Below are 22725 nucleotides of genomic sequence, written 5' to 3' on the forward strand. Positions count from 1 at the left end.
ATTCTTCTGCCTCTGTATGCTCACAAAGCCCCTCCTTTCCCCCTTGTTCCTTAAAATTTATAAAAATCACTCCCTAAACTGCATTCTATGCAGCAAAGCTGCCCGGTATTCCTGCGGTTGGAAGTGTTTTTATCAGTATTGTGATTCCCCTGCGTCCTCAGGAATTTTCTTCGCGGTATTTCGCTAAAAATGGATCATATAACCGTTTTTCCGCGTCCAGCCGCGCCTGAACTGCCTCCTCATAGGTTGCGAAGCTGCCAAGATTGTAGGACTTTCCCTGAAAGCCAATGGATGCTCTCCATCGGTTGTTTTCTCTTCTGTACACTCCGCGGTGACCGGAAGTATTATTGGAAAATGTCTTTCTGCACGCGATCCGCTCCACACAGGTTCCGTCCATAAAATGGATGGCTTTCTTCATATTTACTTTTCTCTGTGCTTCCTGAAGACAGCCACAGCTCCTTGTGACCCCGGAACGGAGATTCTCTTTGCGGCAGATGCATTGTTTTCCACAGTCACACTGACAAAGCCAGTAATCACTCATCCTGTCCGGACGATCCGTGTGATCCCCTTCGGACGATCTGCTTTGCTCCACCGTGCCATCACGTTTTTCTGTCAACCCCGCTGCCGGTCCCAGAACGACAAGCCTGCCGTACCGCTGTCCGGTGAGATCGAGGCGTTTTTCCTGGAGTCGGATCCGCCTTCTGCATCCACAGCTCTTCGTGTGTCCATTTTTCAGGTGTGAATCTTCCACGGTGCATATATTCCCGCAGTCACACCGGCACCGCCAATAGGTTTTCGGTTTTCCCGGAATCTTCACTTTTTCAATTACCACGAGACTTCCGTATCGTTCTCCGATCATACATTTTTTCATTCAAAAAAGCCGTTCATGACATAATGTGTATTATGTCATAACGAATCCCCCTTGTATTCATATATATACATAAAAATAATATCACGAAAACCCTTTGTTTTCAATGGATATTCCGGGATTTTTACTTTTTTGCGTTTTTTTAACATGATTTTCAAAAGAACATACAGTCCTGGAAGCAGGTTTGCAGACCGGTTCACTTTTCTAAATTAACTTTAGGAAGCGTAAAAGCATGTAAATTTCATGTAAGAACGATGCAGGATCATCTAAGATAAGCCGTTCATGACATAATACACATTATGTCGCAGACGGATCCTTTATTTTTCCCTTTTGTTCCATATTACCTTTCTTTCCTTCCGATCCCCCTTCCTCCCTTTGGACCAGTCCCAGCTCTAAATCCTTCGCGCAGGCCTCCTCGCTCGTGATCATCGTATACCGTCTCGTTGTCTCGATACTGCTGTGCCCAAGATAATCTGCCAATCGCGCGAGATCGTGTTCCCTTTCGTAAAAGCATCTCGCGAAGAGATGTCTCAGATTATGCGGAAACACTTTACTTGCTGCCACCTTTGCCCTCTCACAGAGACTTTTCATCTCCGTCCATATATTTCTCCGATCCAGCGGTCTTCCGTTCCTTGAGCGGAAAATACTTCCCGCCCTGATCTTCTGTTTTCGACAGTAATCTCTCAAAAGGATCAGAAGAGACCTCGGGATCAGGATGATACGAACCTTGCCCTTAAAGTTGATCCGTATCCTTCGCTCCTCCAGAGTCTCCGCTGTCAGATATTTTAATTCTCCGATCCGCATCCCCGTTCCCGCGATGGTCTGAAGGATGCAGAACAGGCGCTCGCGATTCTCCCGTCTCGCGGTCATAAGAAGTCTCTGATACTCTTCGCGCGTCAGTTCCCTCTCCTCCTCGCGAAAGATCCGTCTCTGTGTTCTGCACACACGCACCCGGAGATCATCCCGGCCGATCCAGCTCAGATATCCATTCACCGCGATCAGCATGGAATTTACGCTGGACGTCCGGTATTTTTCTATGAGGAGCTTTTTATAGTCTAAGATGATCTCCTTGCTCAGCTCCCGTTCTCCTGAAAATATCAGGAAAGCCCGCACATCTCTCAGATACTTTTCGATCGTATTTTTACTTTTCTCGCATTCTGTTAAATATTGCCTATAATGTTCCAGATCATACTTCATGAACGATTCTTCTCCTGTTCTGTCAGACTCTCTTTACCTGACATGTTTCATAATATGATGCTTTTCATTATTTCTCATTATGCATATTTTTCAGAAAATTACTCGTATAATCTGCCTGTAAAAGCCATTTAATTCCAAAATTCCAGAAATTCCTGTATTTCCGACGAAATTCGACTTTTTCTCCAGGCGAGAAGGACCTCTGTTGTAAAATCGGCATCACAGACCTCACATGATTTCAGCTTATCAGAAAGTTCCAGCATCGAAGTCGGCAGGATCGCGATCCCCATTCCCCGTTCCGCCATCGTGATCGCGGTCCTTGCATCCTCACAGGCAAGGTAGATATCGCAGACAAGTCCCGCCTCCTCAAACTTCGAGGCGATATATTTCTGAAACCGGTGGGACAGGATCAGGGGCTGTTCCGAGAGCTCCTGCAGATGGAGCGATGTGCGTCCTTTTAAAAGAGGGAACTCCGGAACTGCCATAGCGAGAAGGCGTTCCTCAGCCAGAGTTTTCGTCTCACAGCCCCTTAACGTAATTGGCGTGCGCAGGGTCGTAAGATCGAGGATCCTGTTCTCAAGCTGATCCCTCATAGTGAATGTGGATCCCTCGTGGATATCAAAATGGATATTGGGATGGCTTTTTGCAAAACGCATCAGGTAATGGGACATCATGGACACGGTGGACGGAGTCATTCCGATATGGATCGTCGCCGCCTGACTTGATTTTATGACCTCCCGCTTCGTTACCTCCGAGAGCATCAGAATCTTTCCCGCCTGTTCGTAGAGTGTTTTTCCCGCCTCCGTCAGTGTGATATGCTTCATACCGCGGATAAAAAGTGGTACCTGAAGTTCCTCCTCCAGCATTTTCATCTGGTAGCTTAACGGCGGCTGTGTCATATGAAGCTCCCTCGCCGCCCCGCTGATGGTTCCGGCGTCAACGATGGCCCGGAAGTATTCTAACTGTCTGATCTCCATAGTCCCTCCTTCTGACCGGCGATCTGCAGACCTCCACTTCCGCAACAGTGCGAATTGTGGGATCCGGATCCCGGATCGTAACAATCATAGTCTGAATGTAAAGAATCTTCTTATATTATATAATATTTATTATATTTCTATATAAAAACAATAATTTACATATATTATAGGGGATGCTATACTTGAAATGCAAGAAAAAATTTAGAAAGGATCAAATCGTTACAGGAAATCTGTTACAGTACACGGGCACTCCATGCCCGCGCACTGTAACAGGATTTTGCCGATGCTTCGCATTCCGAATCGGCAAAATCCGCGGTCATAACGGTATCATACGGAATTTTCAGTTCAGAAAATTCCTACCCATGAAAAGTAACGGAAAGCTACCATACATATGAAACGTATTGATTTTGAAAACGGAACCATTACGGGCAATATCCTCGGAGCCGCACTCCCCATGCTGATTGCCCAGATCTTAAACCTTCTATATAATATTGTGGACCGCATCTACATCGCGCGGATCCCGGAGATCGGAACAGCCGCTCTCGGCGCGGTCGGCTTATGTTTTCCGATCATTGTCATCATCACAGCCTTCAGCAACCTCTTTGGGACCGGCGGTGCGCCGCTCTTCTCGATCTTCCGCGGGAAGAAGGACCCTGACACAGCAAGGCGCATTATGAACACTTCTTTTACAATGCTCAGTGTCTGCGCGGTGATCCTGATGGCGGTCGGCTTCCTCTTCGCCCGCCCGATCCTGATCCTCTTCGGCGCTTCCGCTGAGGCCATCGTTTACGCTTATCCGTATATGATGCTCTATCTGATCGGAACCCTGCCGTCGATGATCGCGGTCGGCATGAACCCGTTTATCAACGCCCAGGGCTACTCCAGCATCGGCATGTTATCCGTCGCGATCGGTGCCGGAACGAACCTTGTGCTTGATCCGCTCTTTATTTTTGCCCTCGGACTCGGCGTCCGCGGCGCGGCCATCGCCACCGTGATCTCCCAGTGCCTGTCTGCCGCCTTCGTCGTGTTTTTCCTCACGAAAAAATCCGAGTTGAAGCTGCGGTTCCTTCATAAGAATGAGATCCCGGAATGTACCGGACACGCGAAAAATATCCTCAGCCTCGGTGCAGCCGGATTTATCATGCAGCTCACCAACAGTCTCGTGACGATCTGTTGCAACAATATTCTTTCCGTCACCGGCGGTGATATCTATATCTCCGTCATGACCATCATCTCCAGTGTGCGCCAGCTTGTTGAGACTCCGATTCACGCCATGGTAGAGGGAACCTCCCCGATCCTGAGCTACAACTACGGTGCCCGCAGACCGGGACGCGTGCGGAAATCCATTCTGATCATGAGTCTCCTTGTTTTCGGCTACACGGCCGTCATGTGGAGCATGATCATCCTCATCCCGGAAACGCTGATCCGCATTTTCAGCTCGGACGCGGCGCTGATCCAGGATGCAGTTCCGGCGCTGAACATGTATTTTGCAGCTTTTATCTTTATGGACCTCCAGTACATCGGTCAGGCGGTATTTAAATCCCTGAACAAGAAGGTCTTTGCGATCTTCTTCTCCCTGCTCCGCAAGGTATTCATCGTTGTACCGCTGACCTACTTTCTCCCCTACGCCATGCATATGGGAACCGACGGCGTATTCCTCGCCGAGCCGGTTTCCAATGTCATCGGCGGAACCGCCTGCATTCTCACGATGCTGATCACGATCATGCCTGAGCTGAAACGGATCGAGGTTGAGAACCGCAGGACGGAATAAAAGTTTAAAGCGTTTTTTGCAAAAAAATAGAAGTTCCTCACGGAGCTTCTATTTTTTTCTGATCTTCGCCACAAAAAATCCCTCAAACAGTTCATTCGGTCCCACGAGGAGCGTCCCCGGCATCGCGTTCGGAAGTAACGGAAGTTCCTTCGTCCAATCTTCCCCGATCGGTACAAGCTCTCCGCCTGCACTCTTTAAAACGCGCTTTAAGAGACCTTCGTTCTCCTCTTTTAAGATCGAGCAGGTGGAGTAGACCATCTCATGTCCGGATTTTAAGAGCTTCAGCGCTTTTTTTAACAGTTCTTCCTGCGTTCTCGCAGATCTTTCCACAAGTTCCTTTGAGATCTTTGTCCGGCAGACGCCGTCCCGCACTTCTACGGTTCCGCTTCCGCTGCAGGGCGCGTCTAAGAGGATCCGGTCGAAGGAAAAGAAATCGTCGAGCTTTCTTGCATCCTCCACCATCACGTAGGTTCCCGATGCCCCCTGTTTTTCCAGATTGTATTTTAACTTTTCCGACCGCGCCTTATTCTTCTCACAGGCCGTGATCTGCGCCTGATTTCCCGTCATCGCCGCCATCTGGGTCGTCTTTCCGCCCGGAGCGGCAGCCATATCGAGGACAGACTCTCCCGCCTTCGGGCCGAGAAACAGCGGCGGCAGCATGGAGGAAAGGCTCTGGAGATAGATTCCGCCTTCCTTATAGATCGGAAGTTCCTGGATCTCCGACTCCCTTGCGTCCTCGATGATCATCGCATCCTCATACCATGATACATCTTTAAACGCGATCCCTGCACCGGTAAGTGCCTGTTCTACCGTGTTCCGGTCCGCCTTTATGGGATTGACCCGGAGTGTCACCGGACGTCTCGCCTGATATCCCGCGAGGATCTTCGCGAAAACTTCCTCTCCATACTGTTTTTTCAACATTTCTTCCAGAAATCCCGGAATCATCTGCTCCATAACCTGCTCCTTATCGATCTTTTCTTATCTCTTATCACAATTCACAAAAATATGTAACGATTCAGTACCTTCACAGTTACCTTTCTGCACTTTAACACTTGAAGTTAAAGAGATTGAGTCCTGTCTCATCATCTCTTACGCGGTCCACAACTCCGTCGATCACCGTGATCACCATCTCGCAGGTCGCTCCAATGATGCCGCGGCTTAAATGTCCGCCGTACACATTGCCCTTCGCATCGGCTGCCGCCGCGTGGATGTGGCTGTAATACTTTCCGTCCATCGTGTTGATAGTTCCTGTAAAGGAGACGATCTCAAACATTCCCTCGAAATCATTCCCCATAAACTGACATTTTTCCAGGTCATAAATTCCTACGGTCATGGAAGAAAATGTACCTAATGCGCTGACGCTCGCGAGTTTCACATCCTCGAGCATCGCGATGCGTTTCATCTTCTCCAGAACATCCTCACCCTGATCGATCCTTGCTACGATCGTATTTCCAAATCTGCGGTATTCCATAATGATTGCCTCCTTATTATGCACGTTCATACAACCGAAGCTCTGATTTCAAACTTCTTTTGTAACGGTTCCATATACTCACAGTTACGAACAAAAATCCATTAAAAATTGTCTGCAGCAATGGTATTTTTACTCGCAGCCAATATTTTCTTACTTATACTCTCTTATAATCCGGTGCCACCGCACAACCAATTCCCATTCCTCCAGGTCCGATATGGCAGGAAACGCCGAGAGAAAGGTTATCATAAAGGATCGGAACACCCGGGAATACCGCTTTGATCTCCTCGACCCACGCTGCATTCTCCTCATCCGTTCCGCTGGAAGACGCTAAGAGATGCAGAGCGCCATCGTTTAAGGCATCCTGGAAATTCTCGCGGATCTCTGTCTGCATCGCCTCGATGGCTGTCTTTTTGGCCTTCTGCATTCCGTGGCACTTCTTAAAGGAATCCAGTTTTCCGGTCTGGAGCTTTAAGATCGGTTTGATATTAAATACAGATCCGAGTGCAGCTGCAGCCGGAGTTACTCTTCCGCCTTTTTTCAGGAATTCCAGCGTCTGAAGGGCGATATAGATCATCATCCGGTCTCCCGCCTTTTCCAGGAGTTCGCGGATATGTTCCGCTTCATATCCTTTTTCGATCATATCCAGTGTGTCCAGGATCATCTGGTGAAGCGGCGCCGCAACCTGTCCGTCGTCCACAACGAGGACGCGTCCTTCATATTTTTCCTCCTGCGCCAGCATCATCGCCGTATTGTAGGAACTGCTGAGTCCGCTGCTGATCGGCATATACAGGATCTTTTCATATTCTTCGAGTGCTTTGTCCCAGATTTCCATCACAGCGGTCGGAGATGGCTGGGAAGTCGAAATATCGGCTCCGGATGTCAGCTTTTCAAAAAACAGTTCCCTGGAAAGCGTCACACTCTCATAATAGCACTCCCCGTCGATATAGAACGGCATCGGCAGGACAAAGATCCCGAGTTTCTTTGCCTCTTCCTGGCTGATGCTGCTGTGACTGTCTGTTACGATTCCAATTTTCTTCATATATGTATTTCCTCTTTATATCCTGGATTCACGCAAGAGATTGCTGTCTTTTGCGCAATTTTAACGTTTTGCGTATCTAATAATCGTAACATCCAAAATCCTTCCAGTCAATAGGGTGGAGGCAAAAAATGACAGATTGTCACTATTTTCTCTTATGTAAAAAGAATGTGTCCTGGCACATTCTCGCACCGGGCGCGCGGTCGCTTGCGACGATCTTCATCTTCTCGCGAATGTGCCTTTTTTCATAGGAAGTTCCATTGGAATCTTCTATGAAAAAAGCGCTGTGTCACAGCCCATTTTCTATGACACAGCGCCAGGATGTACATGTACTATTTGTAGTTGACGATCTTTCCGAAATCAGCCTTTAAGGATGCGCCGCCTACAAGTCCTCCGTCGATATCCGGCTGTGCGAAGAGCTCTGCAGCATTTCCGGCATTTACAGATCCACCGTACTGGATGCGGATTGCTTCCTTTGTTGCCTCATCGTAGATCTCACCGATGCACGCACGGATCGCTCCGCAGACTTCCTCGGCCTGTTCTGTCGTTGCTGTCTTTCCGGTTCCGATCGCCCAGATCGGCTCGTAAGCGATCACAGCAGTCTTTGCCTGATCTGCTGTCACGTTCTGGAACGCGATCTTTACCTGTTTGCGGATCCAGTCCAGAGTGATGCCCTGTTCTCTCTGGGTAAGAGTCTCACCGCAGCAGATGATCGGGGTCAGTCCATGCTCGAATGCCTTTAAGACTTTCTTATTGACAGTCTCATCTGTCTCAGCAAAGTACTCTCTTCTCTCGGAATGTCCGATAATCACATATTTTACGCCGGCATCTGTCAGCATGTTCGGGGAGATCTCGCCTGTGTACGCGCCCTTCTCCTCGAAATACATATTCTCAGCGCCAACCTCGATATTTGTTCCCTCGCATGCCTTTACGACAGGAATGATGTCGATAGCCGGTACGCAGAATACAACGTCCGCTTCCTCCGTCTTAACGAGCGGCTTTAATGTCTCAACGAGTGCCACTGCCTCGGACGGAGTCATGTTCATTTTCCAGTTTCCAGCGATAATTTTCTTTCTTGCCATGGTTATCTACCCCCATATATACCAATATTTATCTTCAAGATCCATATCCAGGATTCTCTCTGAACGATAACATTCAAAAACTACATCTGCAGTTTTCCATACTATGACAAAATCCGGGACGGGATCACCGCCCCGGATCTGAAATCTCGGACACTATAATATTTACAGCCAGGGAAGTAAATGCGTACATTTGCTCCCCACCGTGCCTCTTCTTGTTTTTATTTCATAAAAACAAGAAGCCGGGGGCGCGCCCCCTATACCGGAACAGACCTGAAAGGGCTTGTGCAAGCGAGCTTGCAGCGCCCTTCCACGCCTGTTCCGGCGCACGGTGTACTGGTTTCATTCATTTACTTATCGTCAGCTGCAGCAACGCCCGGAAGCTCTTTTCCTTCCAGGAACTCTAAGGATGCGCCGCCGCCTGTGGAGATATGGCTCATCTTGTCACCGAAGCCGAGCTGGTTGACTGCTGCCGCGGAATCGCCGCCGCCGATGATCGTTGTAGCGTCTGTCTCAGCAAGTGCTTTCGCAACCGCAATAGTACCAGCAGCAAGTGTCGGGTTCTCGAATACGCCCATCGGTCCGTTCCATACAACGGTCTTTGCGTTCTTCACTGCGTCCGCGTAGATCTTGCAGGTCTCAGGTCCGATGTCAACGCCCTCTTTGTCAGCCGGGATCGCATCTACGGAAACATACTCAACCTCGACCGGAGCATCGATCGGGTTCGGGAACTCAGAGACAACCGTCGTATCAACCGGAAGAAGAAGCTTCTTACCAAGCTTTGCTGCCTTATCCATCATCTCTTTGCAGTAATCGATCTTTGTATCGTCAACTAAGGACTTACCGATCTCCTTGCCCTGTGCCTTTAAGAAGGTGTAAGCCATACCGCCGCCAATGATAAGAGTATCGCACTTCTCAAGGAGGTTGGAGATTACATTTAACTTATCAGCAACTTTCGCGCCGCCGAGGATCGCAACGAACGGGCGAACCGGATTCTCAACCGCGTTTCCAAGGAAAGCGATCTCTTTCTCCATCAGGTAGCCGACTACGTTGGAGCCGCCCTTTGCGGAGATGAACTTTGTAACGCCAGCTACAGAAGCATGTGCTCTGTGGGAGGAACCGAATGCGTCGCATACATAGTCGTCTGCAAGGTCAGCCAGCTCTTTGCTGAACTGTTCGCCGTTCTTTGTCTCCTCAGCTCCGCGGAAACGGGTGTTCTGAAGAAGAACGACATCTCCCTCTTTCATTGCGTTCACAGCCTTTGTTGCAGCTTCGCCGGTTACGTTGTAATCGGATACGAAAACAACTTCTTTTCCGAGTTTCTCAGAAAGGCTCTTTGCAACCGGAGCCAGGGATTCTCCCTCGTTCGGGCCATTTTTTACTTTTCCAAGGTGAGAGCAAAGAATCACTTTGCCGCCATCGTTGATCAGCTTCTGGATTGTCGGAAGAGCCGCGTTGATACGTGTCTCGTCTGTGATCTTACCGTCCTTTAACGGTACGTTGAAATCGCAGCGGACCAGCACTCTCTTTCCCTTTACGTTGATATCATCAACTGTTTTCTTATTTAAAGACATGTTGGAATTCCTCCTTTTTATAAATCGAAAAAAGGATCCGGTCCTCATCAGACCGGACCCTTTGCTGAGTCTATTTTCTTCGATAACTGCTCGAAATTAAGCGTTTAACAGTTTTCCGAAGTGCTTGATGGTACGAACCATCTGGCTTGTGTAGGAGTTCTCGTTGTCGTACCAGGATACAACCTGAACCTCAGATGTGTTCTCGTCGATCGGGAGAACCATTGTCTGTGTTGCATCGAAGAGAGAACCGTATCTCATACCAACGATATCGCTGGAAACGATCTCATCTGTGTTGTAGCCGAAGGACTCGTTGGAAGCTGCCTTCATTGCTGCGTTGATGGATTCCTTTGTCGGCTGGCCCTTAACAACAGCTGTTAAGATTGTTGTGGAACCTGTCGGTGTAGGAACACGCTGAGCAGAACCGATGAGCTTGCCGTTTAATTCCGGAATTACAAGACCGATTGCCTTTGCAGCACCTGTGCTGTTCGGAACGATGTTGATCGCTGCAGCACGGCTTCTTCTCTTGTCGCCCTTTCTCTGCGGTCCGTCAAGTGTCATCTGGTCGCCTGTGTAAGCGTGAATTGTGCACATGATACCGGACTGGATCGGGTAAGCATCGTTTAATGCTTTTGCCATCGGAGCGAGGCAGTTTGTTGTACAGGAAGCAGCGGAGATGATGTGGTCATCTTTGCTTAATGTCTCGTGGTTTACGTTGTAAACGATCGTCGGAAGATCGTTTCCTGCCGGAGCGGAAATGATAACGTGCTTAGCGCCTGCATCGATATGAGCCTGTGCTTTTGCTTTGGATGTGTAGAAGCCTGTACACTCAAGAACAACGTCTACACCGATCTCGCCCCACGGAAGCTCTGCTGCGTTTGCTTTCGCGTAGATCTTGATCTCTTTGCCATCAACTGTGATGGAATCTTCACCGTAAGATACGGTATCTGCAAGAGCGTATCTGCCCTGTGTGGAGTCATATTTTAAAAGGTGTGCGAGCATCTCCGGAGAGGTTAAGTCGTTGATCGCAACGATCTCGAATCCCTCTGCGCCAAACATCTGTCTGAATGCAAGACGGCCAATACGGCCAAAACCATTAATCGCAACTTTAACTGCCATTTTTCTTTTCCTCCTAGAAAATGATGTGATTGTTCACGTTGAACAGTCATGGATTGTTAAATAATAATCAACCTTAAGGTTATTGTACCCAATTCCTATAGAAATAGCAAGTCCTTTTTGAAATCTTTTCCTAAATAAAACCGTCCCAAAGCCGCCTAACCTTCCCTCATCATCCCACCATCCTCCAGCCCGCCTGTAAGACTTCAAACAAAATCGCCCCCTCCCGGACTCTTCTCTTCTTCCCTCTCAGAAAAAATTACTTTGCATGCCAGCAAACCCTTTTCTTAATCCCGCCAATCCCCCAACCAGCCGGTGAGAGTTCGACTGGATGTGCCTGATCCCGGGAGCTGGCTTCCTCCCGGCATCCCCAGCACATCCAGTCGAACTCTCACCGGCCCGCCAACAACCTAATTTTGCAACACAATTTTCTTTCTCTCCCCTCTTGCATCTCCCCCTCATTTTCTATATACTAAGTGATAAATATTTTCCATCCCACTCCCGGAGGACCCACATATGATACAGAAATTCCGAAAACTATCCCTGGAGAGTCAGCTCTTTTTAAGCTTCATGGCAGTATCCATCTGTCTTCTGCTCCTCTCCCTAAGTATCACCCTGTTCTCGACGATCACACGCCAGCGACAGGAGATCGATAAAAATATCAGTGCGCTCGCCTCCTACATCGCGTCGATGGACAACGTGATCTCCATGCTGGAAAACGGATATCCGGATGACTCTGCTATTGAAGAGCTGGATTCCCTGTCCGAAAACTTTTCCGACCTCAACGTCATCGCCGTCTACAACACCAACGGTCTCCGCTTTTATCACACGAACCGTCAGGAGACCGGCGAGACCTTCGTCGGCGGCGAGGAAGAAGCGATCTTAAAAGGAAGCCAGCCCTACATCACGACCGGCTACGGCACCCACGGAACACAGCGGCGCGCCTTCCATGCGGTCCTCAGTAAGGACGGGCACATCATCGGCTTTATCATGGCATCCGTCTTCAACACGTATATCTTCGAGCAGATGCAAACGCTCTTTCCTACCTATTTACTGGCCGCAATGGTCATGCTGGTGGTCAGTGTCCTTCTGTCGCACGGACTCGTATCGCTCCTGCGCGATTCCCTGATGGGCCATCATCCGACCGAGCTTCTTGATCTCTATCTCCGCCAGGATGTCGTTCTGAATGCATTGGAGGAAGGTCTGATCGCAACCGATTCGAATGGCGTGATTGCCTATGCAAACCAGGCGGCAAGACAGCTCTTTCAGCTGCCGCAGCCGGCGGGCACTGAAGGCTGCCATTTTAAGGACCTCTTTCCTGCCTCCCAGGCAGACCGCGTCCTGACTTCCGGAGTTCCATCCTACCACCGGGCCTGCACCAACGGGAACCACAGACTTCTCGTGAGCGAAGTTCCCGTCAACTCCCAGACAGGTTCCCATGCCGTCCTGACCATCATCAATGACCAGACCGATATGGAAACCGTCATGGATGAGCTCACCGGAGCAAAGGCGATGCTGGACACACTGAGGGCTTTTAACCATGAATTTTTAAATAAACTTCATGTCATCCTCGGCTACCTCCAGACAGGTCAGACAGAGGAATCCATCAAATTCATCATCAACAGCAACCTCGTCTCCAGCCAGTCGATCCGGCAGACAGCCGACTGCATCCGCGTATCAAAGATCTGCGCCCTGGTCATCGGAAAGATGATGCACGCCGCAGAACTCGGGATCCTGCTCACGGTATCCCCCGACAGCCGGTGTCTTGAGAAAGATCTGCTGCTGCCGATGGAAGATTACATCACGATCATCGGAAACCTTCTCGAAAACGCGATTGAGGAGCTTTCCAACGGGGAGCATGAGATCAAAGAGATCACGCTTGGACTCTACTGCGATCCGGACTGCAACATCATCACTTGTGAGGACACCGGCGGCGGGATCCGGCCGGATCTGATCGACCGGATCTATGAGCGTGGAGTCTCATCCAAAGGCGAAAACCGCGGAACCGGACTTTTCCTGATCAAACAACTTGTCGAAGAATCGCACGGGGATATCTCCATCGAAACAGAAGAAGGAGAAGGAACCTGCTTTACCATTACATTTACCGGAAAGGAGAAACCATCATGTACCATGTAATCATCATTGAAGACGACCCGATGGTCGCATCCATCAATAAACAATATATCGAAGTCAGTACCAACTTCCGTGTAGAACATCTCTTCAAAAACGGAGCGGAGGCTCTGCCCTATATCAAAACAAAGCCTGTTGATCTCGTGATCCTCGATTACTATACGCCAGTCATGAACGGCGGTGAATTCCTCGACGCGCTCCATGCGGCAGGACTCACCCCGTATGTGATCATGGTCACCTCCGCGAATGACACGGATATCATCCGCTCGCTCTTAAACCGCGGCGTCACGGATTATCTTGTAAAACCGTTTGAATATACACGTTTTAAGGCGGCTCTTGACCGTTTTGCGGAGATGAAGAAGTACCTGGAAGATTCCCATGCCAATCTGGACCAGCACGCCATCGACCGTCTGGTTTCCGGAAGCGAGCCCACAACAGAGGCAAAACCGACGCTGGCAAAGGGATTGAACGAGACTACCCTCAATATGGTCCGGGAATATCTGATGGCAAATCCTGACGGCTTCTTCACCAGCGAACAGATCGCTGAGCAGATCCATCTCTCCCGCATTACGATCCGGCGATATATGAATTATATGGTGGACACCGGAGAGATCATCAGCACCATCGACTATAAGACGGGAGGACGCCCTTCCATCAAATACGGATTCGGGAAAAAATAATAAACAGGCATTTCTTAAGACTCCGCACGGATCTGATCCGGCGGAGTCTTCTGTTCAGAGCGTGGCGAACGAAAGTGATTTTTCCGGTTACGATAATTACATAATTCGTTAGATACTTACATAAATTGACATTATATACAAAATATTTTATTCTTTTTATAAAGTTTTTACACTTTTTCCACCAAAATAAGCGGGGTATAAACGGTGGAAGCTGTTTTTTTACTGTGAGCAGTTTTTAAAAATACAGAAACTGAAAGATCTCAGCAACGCAAAAGGTAAAAACGACTGTAACTGATGCAAGACAGTTACCAAAAAAGGATTGGAGGATTTTTTATGGAAAGTATCATCAGCTATTTCGGCACCTACACACCAGCTGCCGATGGCGCAATCGCAAATTTTAAATTTGAGTATTTATGTACTCTCGGCTTTGCAGCAATCGTAATCTTCCTCGGACGCGCGATCGTCGCACATTCCGCGGCATTAAGAAAATACGCGATTCCTGCTCCGGTCGTTTCCGGTATCATCTTTTCACTTCTGATTTCCGCGATCAAGATGACCGGCACAGTCAGTATCAGTTTTGACGCAAAGGTCATGAAAGATCTCTGTCAGAACCTCTTCTTCCTCTGCGTGGGCTTCGGCTTCAGCGCAAAGATGTTAAGACATGCCGGCGGAAAGCTCTGCGTCATGATCGCATTTGCTGCCTGCCTCCTGATCACCTGTCAGGATGTTCTTGGTGTTGCGATCGCTCACCTGATCAACTTAAATCCGCTCCTCGCTCTCCAGTGTTCTTCCGCAGCGATGTCCGGTGGTGTTGGTACCGCATCTGCCTTTGGTCCGATCTTCGAGGGCTGGGGCGCACAGGATGCTACAACGATCGGTGTTGCGGCAGGTACTCTTGGTAACGTTATGGGCTCCCTCATCGGTGGTCCGGTTGCGGCTTTCCTGATCGCAAAGCACGGTTTAAAGGCTGACCCGAACGATAAGCCGGAAGCAAAGGCAACCGGCAAGACACCGGAGCTTGACAACACAAAGATGATCATGATGTTCGCAATGTGCTTACTTCTCGCAGCTCTCGGTATGCCGATCTACTGCTTACTCGACAATATCCCGATGATCGAGATGCCGAAATTCATCGGCTGCCTCTTCGCTGGTGCCATCGCAAGAAACGTCATGGAAGCAGCAAACATCAAGTTCTATGTTCCGGAGGTTGACGCCATCGAGCATATGTTCCTGGAGCTTTACCTTGCACTTGTTCTTATGACAACAGACTTCACAAAGCTTGCCCCGGTTGCAGGCCAGATGGGTATCATCCTCGTGGCACAGGCGATCCTCATGGCTCTGTTCGGTATCTTCGTATCCTTCAATCTCTTCGGTCGTGACTACGGCGCAGCTGTTATGACAGCCGGCAACATCGGTTGGGGCTGCGGTTCCGGTCCGAATGCCGTTGCGAACGAGAAAGCCGTTATGGATCAGTACGGATGGCACAACATCGCATGGGTTCTTTACCCGTCCTTCGCGGTTATCATCGATGATATCTACAACCCGATCTTCCTTTCCATCTTTGGTGGATTATTCAAAGGCTGATCGGAAACATAAGGTTTTCACGAATTATACAGAACCTCCCTTAAAAATCCCTCAGGAGAGCTCCCCACTCTCCCGGGGGATTTTTTACGACTTATTTCTTACTGTCAAGTCTTTCTCCGTTAAGTATCTGTTCATCTTTATTGTTTCTCTGCATCTGTTTTTGTAAGTTTTTTACTGTAATTTTATAACTTTAGTTACTTTTGTCGGTTAATAGTTTCGAAAAATTGCAAATATTTTTATAATATTTTATACTTTTTTCATAAATTTTAGCAACGGTCCTTCCTGATTTTCAAGTTACTAAAGTTTTATCTTCCGGGTGATCCGACCGTTTCCTCTGTGGGGAGACAGAAAACCTTCCGGTCTCAGAAGCGGACGGAATGATATGACCCGGAAAGCCAAAAAAGGATTGGAGGAACTCTTATGGAAAGTATCATCAGTTATTTCGGCACCTACAAACCGGCAGCCGACGGAGCAGTCGCCTCTTTCAAGTTTGAGTACCTGTGTACTCTCGGTTTCGCGGCCATCGTGATCTTCCTCGGCAGGGCCATCGTTGCCCGTTCTGAGACGCTCAGAAAATACGCGATTCCGGCGCCTGTTATTTCCGGTCTGATCTTCTCGATCATCGTATCCTGCATCAAGGGGGCAGGAATCGTCGGAATCTCCTTCGACGCGACGATCATGAAGGATCTCTGCCAGAACTTATTCTTCCTCTGCGTGGGCTTCGGCTTCAGCGCAAAGATGTTAAGACATGCGGGCGGAAAACTCTGTGCCCTGATCGCATTCGCTGCATGCCTCCTGATCACCTGCCAGGACCTTTTAGGTTATGCCCTGAGCCAGCTGATCGGCATGCATCCGCTCCTGGCCCTTCAGTGCTCTTCCGCAGCCATGTCCGGCGGCGTTGGTACTGCTTCTGCATTTGGCCCGATCTTTGAAGAGTGGGGCGCTGCAGACGCTACCGTTGTCGGTGTTGCGGCAGGTACCATGGGAAACATCATGGGCTCCCTCATCGGCGGCCCGGTCGCTGCTTTTCTGATCGCAAAGCACGGCTTAAAAGCTGATCCGAACGACAAGCCGGAAGCACACGCAACCGGTAAAGTTCCGGAACTCGACAACACAAGAATGATCATGATGTTTGCATTATGTCTTCTTCTCGCAGCACTCGGTATGCCGATCTACTGCTTACTCGACAACATCCCGATGATCGAGATGCCGAAATTCATCGGCTGCCTCTTCGCAGGTGCCATCGCAAGAAACGTCATGGAAGCTGCCGGCATCAAGTTCTATGTTCCGGAAGTAGAAGCGATCGAGCATATGTTCCTTGAGCTTTACCTTGCACTCGTTCTCATGACCACAGACTTTACAAAGCTTGCTCCGCTTGCAGGTCAGATGGGAATCGTTCTCGTTGCACAGGGTATCTTCATGGCACTCTTTGGAATCTTTGTATCCTTCAATCTCTTCGGCCGCGATTACGGCGCAGCTGTCATGACAGCCGGAAACATCGGCTGGGGCTGCGGTTCCGGTTCCAATGCCGTCGCAAACGAGAAAGCGATCATGGACCAGTACGGCTGGCACACCATCGCATGGGTTTTGTATCCGTCCTTTGCCGTTATCATCGACGATATCTACAACCCGATCTTCCTTTCTATCTTCGGAGGCTTATTCCGTTCATAGAAATACATGTGACATTCACTAAAGGTCATTTGACCTCCCTCTTTTCACCGGGCGGAATCCCCCACTTTCCGCCCGTTTTTTGCCCGGTTTTTTCAAAATAACATTGAATCTGCGATGGTTTTTATGCTATACTCATTCCAAAAGTTACAAAACTTGTCAGGTTCTTTTTACAGACGACAGGTTTTAATACAAGGAATGGGATATACTTCATGCATAAATTTTTACACACAATTTCTTTGTTCCTCGCCTGTACCGGTCTTGTCCTTGGTGGATGCGGAAAATCATCCGAAACTGCGCAGCGCCAGACAGAAGCAAGATCAGATTCTTTAAAGATCCTTACGATCGGAACTGCCGACAGCGGCGGAACGATGTATCCGGTCGGAAAGGCGATCTCCCTCGTGATAGGAGATGCTGATTCTTCCATCAAGATCAATATCAGCGCCTCGACCGGCTCCTCCGGAAATGTCCACTCACTCCAGGACGGCAGTATCGATCTCGGACTTGTGAGCGGCGACATTGCTTTCTCCGCGGTAAACGGGACCGGTGAATTCAAGGATCACGAATTCAAAGATCTGAAAGTCATTGCGGCTCTCTATCCGAGTCTTTCGAACTGGATGGCGCGGGATGACTCCGGGATCTTTTATGTTCACGACTTAAAAGGAAATCGTCTCGGTGTCGGTCCCCAGGATTCCACCACAGAGCTCGCGGCAAAGGTTTCCCTGGGCACTCTCGGAATCACCGACCAGAACTCCACCTTCGTCAACTGTGGTCTCGGATCAGGCGCTGACAAGGTTAAAAACAGGGCGCTCGACGCGATCCATGGATTTACCGGGGTGCCGATCTCCGGGCTTGCGGAGCTGGCAGACACGGTTCCATGCCATCTTTTAAAATACACGGACTCCGAGCTCCGCTCCATCATCCGCTCGAACCCGTTCTACTATATGGATCAGATCCCGTCTGGAACTTATAAAGGCCAGGACGAAGATATCGCAACCTTCGGGATCAAGGCCCTCCTCTGCGTCCGCGCAGATCTGGATGAAGACCTCGTCTACGAGATCACCTCGATCCTCTATGAGAACCGTGACCGCTTAAAGGACCTTCACCCCGCCCTCTCCTACACCGCCCAGTCCGGGTTCATGTTCAACGATCTCCCGATCGAACTGCATGCCGGAGCAGAGCGTTTTTATAAGGAAAAGGGACTTTTGGAGGAACACAGCAGGTAGGCGGCAGGATTTCGAATGCATGGTTTCCACACATCACCAGATTTTTTCTGGTGGTGTGTTTTTTGTTACAGTGCGCAGGCATAGAGTGCCCGTGTACTGTAACGTGTTTTTCTTTTCGTACGCAGAAAAATCATCTTTACCCCTTGTCATATAGTTTTTAATACTATATAATAGATGGATGAAAGGAGTTTCACCATGAAAACGAATGAAGAACGACTGAATGAGCTGCTCGCTCACCTGGACAGCCTCGACCATATTCATGTAGACGAGATCCCGCAGATCGACCTTTACATGGATCAGGTGACGACCTTTATGGAGAAGCACCTCGGTGAGTTAAAGCGCTACCCGGAAGACAAGGTCCTGACAAAAACGATGATCAACAACTATGCGAAGAACAACCTGCTTCCATCCCCGGTAAAGAAAAAGTATACCCAGGAACATATCCTGCTCCTGGTATTTATCTATTATTTTAAAAATCTGCTGAGTTTTACGGATATCGAAACGGTTCTTTCCTATGTTACAGAGCACCATTTCGATACGGATGACGAATCTTCCCTTGCGGAGATCTACACGAAGGTCTTCTCGATGGAACACGGACAGATGGATCGGTTAAAGGAAGATGTGAAAGAGAAATTTGAGAAGGCGAAGGAGACGTTTCCTTCCGGCGCAGAGGGCAGCGCAGAGCCGGAAAATGCGGAATCGCTCCAGCTTTTCGGGTTTATCTGTGAGCTCGCCTTTGATGTGTTCTTAAAAAAGCAGATGATCGAGCGCCTGGCCGACGAACTCAGGGCTGAGAATCCGCCGAAAAAGAAAAAATAATGTAGCTGTTCAGTACCTTCACACCTACGGGAACCTCCCCCCGGAGCTTCCCTTCGGATGCATGGCAGATTACGGGCAAACTAATATACCAAAAGACCTTCGTCCGGAAGCAGATCCCCATTCCGCTCCTGTACGAAGGTCTTTTTCTTCATATCTTATTTTTCCGCATCGTCCTCATCATCGAGTTTTTCGAATCCGAGACGCTTAAATACCATATCATATCCGTCGCTTCCGTAGTTTAAGGAACGGTTTACACGGCTGATCGTCGCGGTGGAAGCACCTGTGCTCTCCGCGATATCGAGATACGTCCGTTTCTCTCTCAGCATTTTTGCAACTTCATAACGCTGGGATAAGGACAAAAGCTCATTCACTGTGCAGACATCCTCAAAAAACGCATAGCACTCTTCCGGTGTCTTTAATGTCAGGATTGCCTCAAAAAGATGGTCGACCGCATCTGTCTTGATTTTCTTGTTCATGATACCTGTTACCCCTTCTGCTTCATATTTGCAGCAAAGTCTGGATCTGTTTCTGCTGCATTTTTATGGATCGATCTGTTTCACGCACTAATCACAGTTTAACACGTTAGATTCAAAAAGTCCAGTCTTTCTGTATAAAAAAGCGGAAATAGTTATGGCTGCCATATCCCGATGGAATATCGGCAGCCAATTTTGCATTTCGATATCATGAACCTTTTTTCATTTCTCACGCCAGCATAAATTTCTCGACAACCAGCCCCACCCCGTCATCGTTGTTCGATGCCGTGATATAGTCCGCCGCGTTCCGCACCGGAAGGACCGCATTCTCCATCGCGACGCCGAGACCGGCGTATTTGATCATCGTGAGATCGTTGTAACCGTCCCCGCAGGCGATCATCTGCTCTCTCGTGAGTCCCAGAACTTCCAACAGACGCTCCAGACTCTGGGCTTTGTCGATCCCCTTCGGGAGGATCTCGAGAAAGAACGGATCTGAGCGGTAAACACTGAAATTCTTTCCCATCGCCGCCTTCACCTTCGGCTCCACCATTGCGAGGTAATCCCCGTCCTCCATCATGAGGAATTTCGGCACCTCGAAATTTACATACTCCGCCATATTCTCCGGCTTCCAGATCTCCATCCCGTTGATCCGGCTCTCCAGTTTTGTGTATGGGGATTCCGGGTTCGATGCGATGATCCTGCTGCCCTCATATGTCACGATATCCACCTGATTTTCCTCCGCAAGTCCGATGATCTTTTTATTTGCGGACACCGGAAGGGATCTCGCAAACACCGTCTCCCCGGTCTTGCAGTTGATGATCCGCCCGCCGTTGAAGGAAAGAATGTATCCGCTGTATTCCTCCAGGCGAAGCTCTTTTGCGAGCGGCATTACGCCCTGCGTGGGACGTCCCGACGCGAGGACCACCTTTTTTCCGCGCTCCTGCGCCTTCATGAGTGCCGCTTTCGTCCTCGGTGTGATCACCTTGTCCCGGTTCGTCAGCGTGCCGTCAAGGTCCAGGACGATGATCTCGTAAGGACCTGCCATATTTTTTTCTGTCTGCATATCTTCTCCTGTATCAGCGGACTCTGAAACCGGATCCGTTTCCGGCTCTCCCGCAGTATTCATTTTTATTCGCTCAGACATCAGGAGAGATCGATCTCCCTGATCTTCTTTCTCACCGTCAGTAAGAACGACGGGGACACAGAGAGTTCGTCGATCCCCATCTTAAGGAATTCCTCCGTGAGATCTGTCTCCGCACCCAGCTCACCGCAGATTCCCACCGTACATCCATATTTGTGGCCGCTCTCCGCCACATAGCGGATCAGTTTCAGGACGGCCGGATGTTTCGGATCGTAAAACTGGTCCAGTTTTTCATTCTGCCTGTCGATGGCGAGTGTGTACTGGACAAGGTCGTTCGTTCCGATGCTGAAGAAATCCACCTCTTTCGCGAGGTCTTCGCTGATGATCGCTGCCGCCGGGGTCTCGATCATGATGCCGATCGCCACATCGCCGAACGGAACTCCCTGTTTCTTCAGCTCATCCCGGACGGAAGCGGCGATCTCCTTCGCCTTTTTTACCTCCCAGAGGGACGCAATCATTGGGAACATGATCGAGATCTTCCCGAAGGCACTCGCGCGGTAGATTGCCCGAAGCTGCGTCCGGAAGATCTCCGGTCTTGTCAGGCAGATCCGGATCGCGCGGTATCCCATCGCCGGGTTCTCTTCTTTCTTTAATTTAAAATAGTCCGCCTGCTTATCGGCGCCGATGTCAAGCGTCCGGATGATGACTTCCTTTCCCGCCATCATCTCCGCCACCTGGCGGTATGCGGCAAACTGTTCCTCCTCGGTCGGGTACGTCTTCTTCTCAAGGTACAGGAATTCACTCCGGAACAGACCGATCCCAGCCGCATTGCTCTTTAATGCCTCCGCGACATCTGAGACGTCCCCGATGTTCGCATAGAGTTTTACCTTCGTCCCGTCCAGGGTGACATCCTCTTTATCCTTTAACTCCTGGAGCAGACGCTCTTTCTCTTCCTCCGCCAGCTTCTTTTTCTTCATATCCGCCAGCGTTTTCTCATCCGGATCCACATAGAGGGTTCCGGTCTCGCCGTCGATGACCGCCATCTTTCCGTCCCAGGACTCTTTCACCGGCACGGAGACCAGCGCCGGAATGTTCATGCTGCGCGCGAGGATCGCCGTGTGGGAGTTCGGAGACCCCTGTTCGGTGATAAATCCGAGCAGCATGTCTTTTTCCAGCTGGACCGTCTCGCTCGGCGCGAGGTCCTCCGCCATCAGGATCACCGGTTTTGTCAGGAAACCGGATTCCACCGCATCGCCGGAGAGGATCTTTAGCAGCCGGTCTGTGATGTCCTTTACGTCCGCCGCCCGGGCACGGAAATATTCATCATCCATGTCCGCAAAGAGCCGGTAAAAGTTGTCACCGGTCACCGCGGCTGCGTACTCCGCGTTCGTCTTCTGATTTTTGATGATATTCAGAACGGAATCCCGGTAGTCTGCGTCCTCCAGCATCATCATGTGGACCTCAAACACTGCCGCTCCGGTCTCTCCGACCTGCTCACACGCCTTTTTGTGGAGTGCCTTGAGCTCGTCCTCGGCGCATTTCACTGCCGCTTTGTACCGGCTGATCTCCGCTTCCGTATTTTCCACCGTGCGGCGTTTGACCTGGCTCTCCGTCTTTCTGTGGTAGAGGATCGGTCCGATCGCCACTTTATTTAAAATTGATTTTCCTTTAATGATTTCCATACTTTTTGTTTCTGCCTCACAGTTTTGCCTCAAAAAACTTCCGTACCGCTTCTGCCGCCGTCTTTTCATCCGTCCCGTCGATCTCAACGTTGATCGTCTGACCATGACGGATCCCGAGAGCCATCACTGCCATCAGTTTTTCCGCGTCTGCCTGTTTTGTGTCTGTCTTCAAGGTGATCTTTGAACGGAATTCTTTTGAAAGCTTCGCGAGTTCCCCCGCCGGTCTTGCGTGAATTCCGATCTCGTCTGTAATTGTATACTGAAACTTCTCCATAATCAACCCACTTCCTTTTTATTTT

At 49.6% G+C, this 22725-nt stretch carries 20 protein-coding genes; 7 read left to right on the forward strand and 13 right to left on the reverse strand.

Annotated features, from left to right (window positions below):
- Positions 1-157 precede the first annotated feature (157 nt).
- The 3 genes from ACXMYH_RS11010 to ACXMYH_RS11020 form a co-directional block, all read right to left on the reverse strand.
- Positions 158-859 (reverse strand): AP2 domain-containing protein, encoded by a 702-nt coding sequence (locus tag ACXMYH_RS11010; protein ID WP_329751713.1) that lies wholly within the window; start codon positions 857-859, stop codon positions 158-160.
- Between the two features lie 306 nt (positions 860-1165).
- On the reverse strand, positions 1166-2065 hold the full coding sequence (locus ACXMYH_RS11015; RefSeq protein ID WP_486554899.1) for a tyrosine-type recombinase/integrase: 900 nt from the start codon (positions 2063-2065) through the stop codon (positions 1166-1168).
- Between the two features lie 128 nt (positions 2066-2193).
- Positions 2194-3039 (reverse strand): LysR family transcriptional regulator, encoded by an 846-nt coding sequence (locus ACXMYH_RS11020; protein WP_118735992.1) that lies wholly within the window; start codon positions 3037-3039, stop codon positions 2194-2196.
- 391 nt (positions 3040-3430) lie between these two features.
- Between ACXMYH_RS11020 and ACXMYH_RS11025 the strand changes: the two genes are divergently transcribed.
- Positions 3431-4810, forward strand: a complete 1380-nt coding sequence (locus ACXMYH_RS11025) for an MATE family efflux transporter (protein WP_486554900.1) — start codon at positions 3431-3433, stop codon at positions 4808-4810.
- A 48-nt stretch (positions 4811-4858) separates the two neighbouring features.
- On the opposite strand, the gene ACXMYH_RS11030 is transcribed toward ACXMYH_RS11025, so the two are convergent.
- The 6 genes from ACXMYH_RS11030 to gap form a co-directional block, all read right to left on the reverse strand.
- The gene (locus ACXMYH_RS11030) at positions 4859-5764 is read right to left on the reverse strand and encodes an RsmB/NOP family class I SAM-dependent RNA methyltransferase (RefSeq protein WP_486554901.1); all 906 of its coding nucleotides are present in this window, start codon (positions 5762-5764) and stop codon (positions 4859-4861) included.
- A gap of 91 nt (positions 5765-5855) precedes the next feature.
- Complete coding sequence (locus tag ACXMYH_RS11035; protein ID WP_486554902.1) at positions 5856-6281, reverse strand: PPC domain-containing DNA-binding protein; 426 nt, start codon at positions 6279-6281, stop codon at positions 5856-5858.
- Positions 6282-6435: 154 nt separating this feature from the next.
- Positions 6436-7320 (reverse strand): DegV family protein, encoded by an 885-nt coding sequence (locus ACXMYH_RS11040; RefSeq protein WP_486554903.1) that lies wholly within the window; start codon positions 7318-7320, stop codon positions 6436-6438.
- A gap of 329 nt (positions 7321-7649) precedes the next feature.
- Complete coding sequence (gene tpiA, locus ACXMYH_RS11045) at positions 7650-8399, reverse strand: triose-phosphate isomerase (RefSeq protein WP_015554970.1); 750 nt, start codon at positions 8397-8399, stop codon at positions 7650-7652.
- A 347-nt stretch (positions 8400-8746) separates the two neighbouring features.
- Positions 8747-9970 (reverse strand): phosphoglycerate kinase, encoded by a 1224-nt coding sequence (locus tag ACXMYH_RS11050; RefSeq protein ID WP_015554971.1) that lies wholly within the window; start codon positions 9968-9970, stop codon positions 8747-8749.
- 96 nt (positions 9971-10066) lie between these two features.
- On the reverse strand, positions 10067-11086 hold the full coding sequence (gene gap, locus ACXMYH_RS11055; RefSeq protein WP_117552041.1) for a type I glyceraldehyde-3-phosphate dehydrogenase: 1020 nt from the start codon (positions 11084-11086) through the stop codon (positions 10067-10069).
- A gap of 513 nt (positions 11087-11599) precedes the next feature.
- Between gap and ACXMYH_RS11060 the strand changes: the two genes are divergently transcribed.
- The 6 genes from ACXMYH_RS11060 to ACXMYH_RS11085 all read left to right on the forward strand — a co-directional run bounded on the left by ACXMYH_RS11060 (position 11600) and on the right by ACXMYH_RS11085 (position 19190).
- A complete protein-coding gene (locus tag ACXMYH_RS11060) occupies positions 11600-13219 on the forward strand; it encodes an ATP-binding protein (protein WP_486554904.1) in 1620 nt (539 codons plus the stop codon).
- Positions 13207-13893 carry a response regulator gene (locus ACXMYH_RS11065; RefSeq protein ID WP_486554905.1) on the forward strand — a complete coding sequence of 229 codons (687 nt, stop codon included), beginning with the start codon at positions 13207-13209 and terminating at the stop codon, positions 13891-13893. Before ACXMYH_RS11060 ends, ACXMYH_RS11065 begins: the two co-directional genes overlap by 13 nt.
- 333 nt (positions 13894-14226) lie before the next feature.
- Entirely contained in the window at positions 14227-15477 is a 1251-nt protein-coding gene (locus ACXMYH_RS11070; protein ID WP_486554906.1) for a sodium/glutamate symporter, read from the forward strand.
- A 420-nt stretch (positions 15478-15897) separates the two neighbouring features.
- Positions 15898-17148, forward strand: a complete 1251-nt coding sequence (locus ACXMYH_RS11075) for a sodium/glutamate symporter (protein WP_118297058.1) — start codon at positions 15898-15900, stop codon at positions 17146-17148.
- Between the two features lie 209 nt (positions 17149-17357).
- On the forward strand, positions 17358-18371 hold the full coding sequence (locus ACXMYH_RS11080) for a TAXI family TRAP transporter solute-binding subunit (RefSeq protein ID WP_405578312.1): 1014 nt from the start codon (positions 17358-17360) through the stop codon (positions 18369-18371).
- Positions 18372-18566: 195 nt separating this feature from the next.
- On the forward strand, positions 18567-19190 hold the full coding sequence (locus ACXMYH_RS11085) for a DUF1836 domain-containing protein (RefSeq protein WP_118297060.1): 624 nt from the start codon (positions 18567-18569) through the stop codon (positions 19188-19190).
- A 155-nt stretch (positions 19191-19345) separates the two neighbouring features.
- Here ACXMYH_RS11085 and ACXMYH_RS11090 read toward each other — a convergent pair whose 3' ends face one another.
- From ACXMYH_RS11090 to ACXMYH_RS11105, 4 genes are all read right to left on the reverse strand, one after another.
- Positions 19346-19666: a YerC/YecD family TrpR-related protein gene (locus ACXMYH_RS11090; RefSeq protein WP_118297061.1), complete on the reverse strand. Its 321-nt coding sequence runs from the start codon at positions 19664-19666 to the stop codon at positions 19346-19348.
- Positions 19667-19892: 226 nt separating this feature from the next.
- Positions 19893-20726: a Cof-type HAD-IIB family hydrolase gene (locus tag ACXMYH_RS11095; protein ID WP_118297142.1), complete on the reverse strand. Its 834-nt coding sequence runs from the start codon at positions 20724-20726 to the stop codon at positions 19893-19895.
- 80 nt (positions 20727-20806) lie between these two features.
- Entirely contained in the window at positions 20807-22426 is a 1620-nt protein-coding gene (gene ptsP, locus ACXMYH_RS11100) for a phosphoenolpyruvate--protein phosphotransferase (RefSeq protein WP_486554907.1), read from the reverse strand.
- Positions 22427-22442: 16 nt separating this feature from the next.
- Positions 22443-22700 carry an HPr family phosphocarrier protein gene (locus ACXMYH_RS11105; RefSeq protein WP_118532855.1) on the reverse strand — a complete coding sequence of 86 codons (258 nt, stop codon included), beginning with the start codon at positions 22698-22700 and terminating at the stop codon, positions 22443-22445.
- Between the last annotated feature and the right edge of the window lie 25 nt (positions 22701-22725).

The sequence above is a fragment of the Pilosibacter sp. NGB245 genome (genome assembly GCF_057397225.1).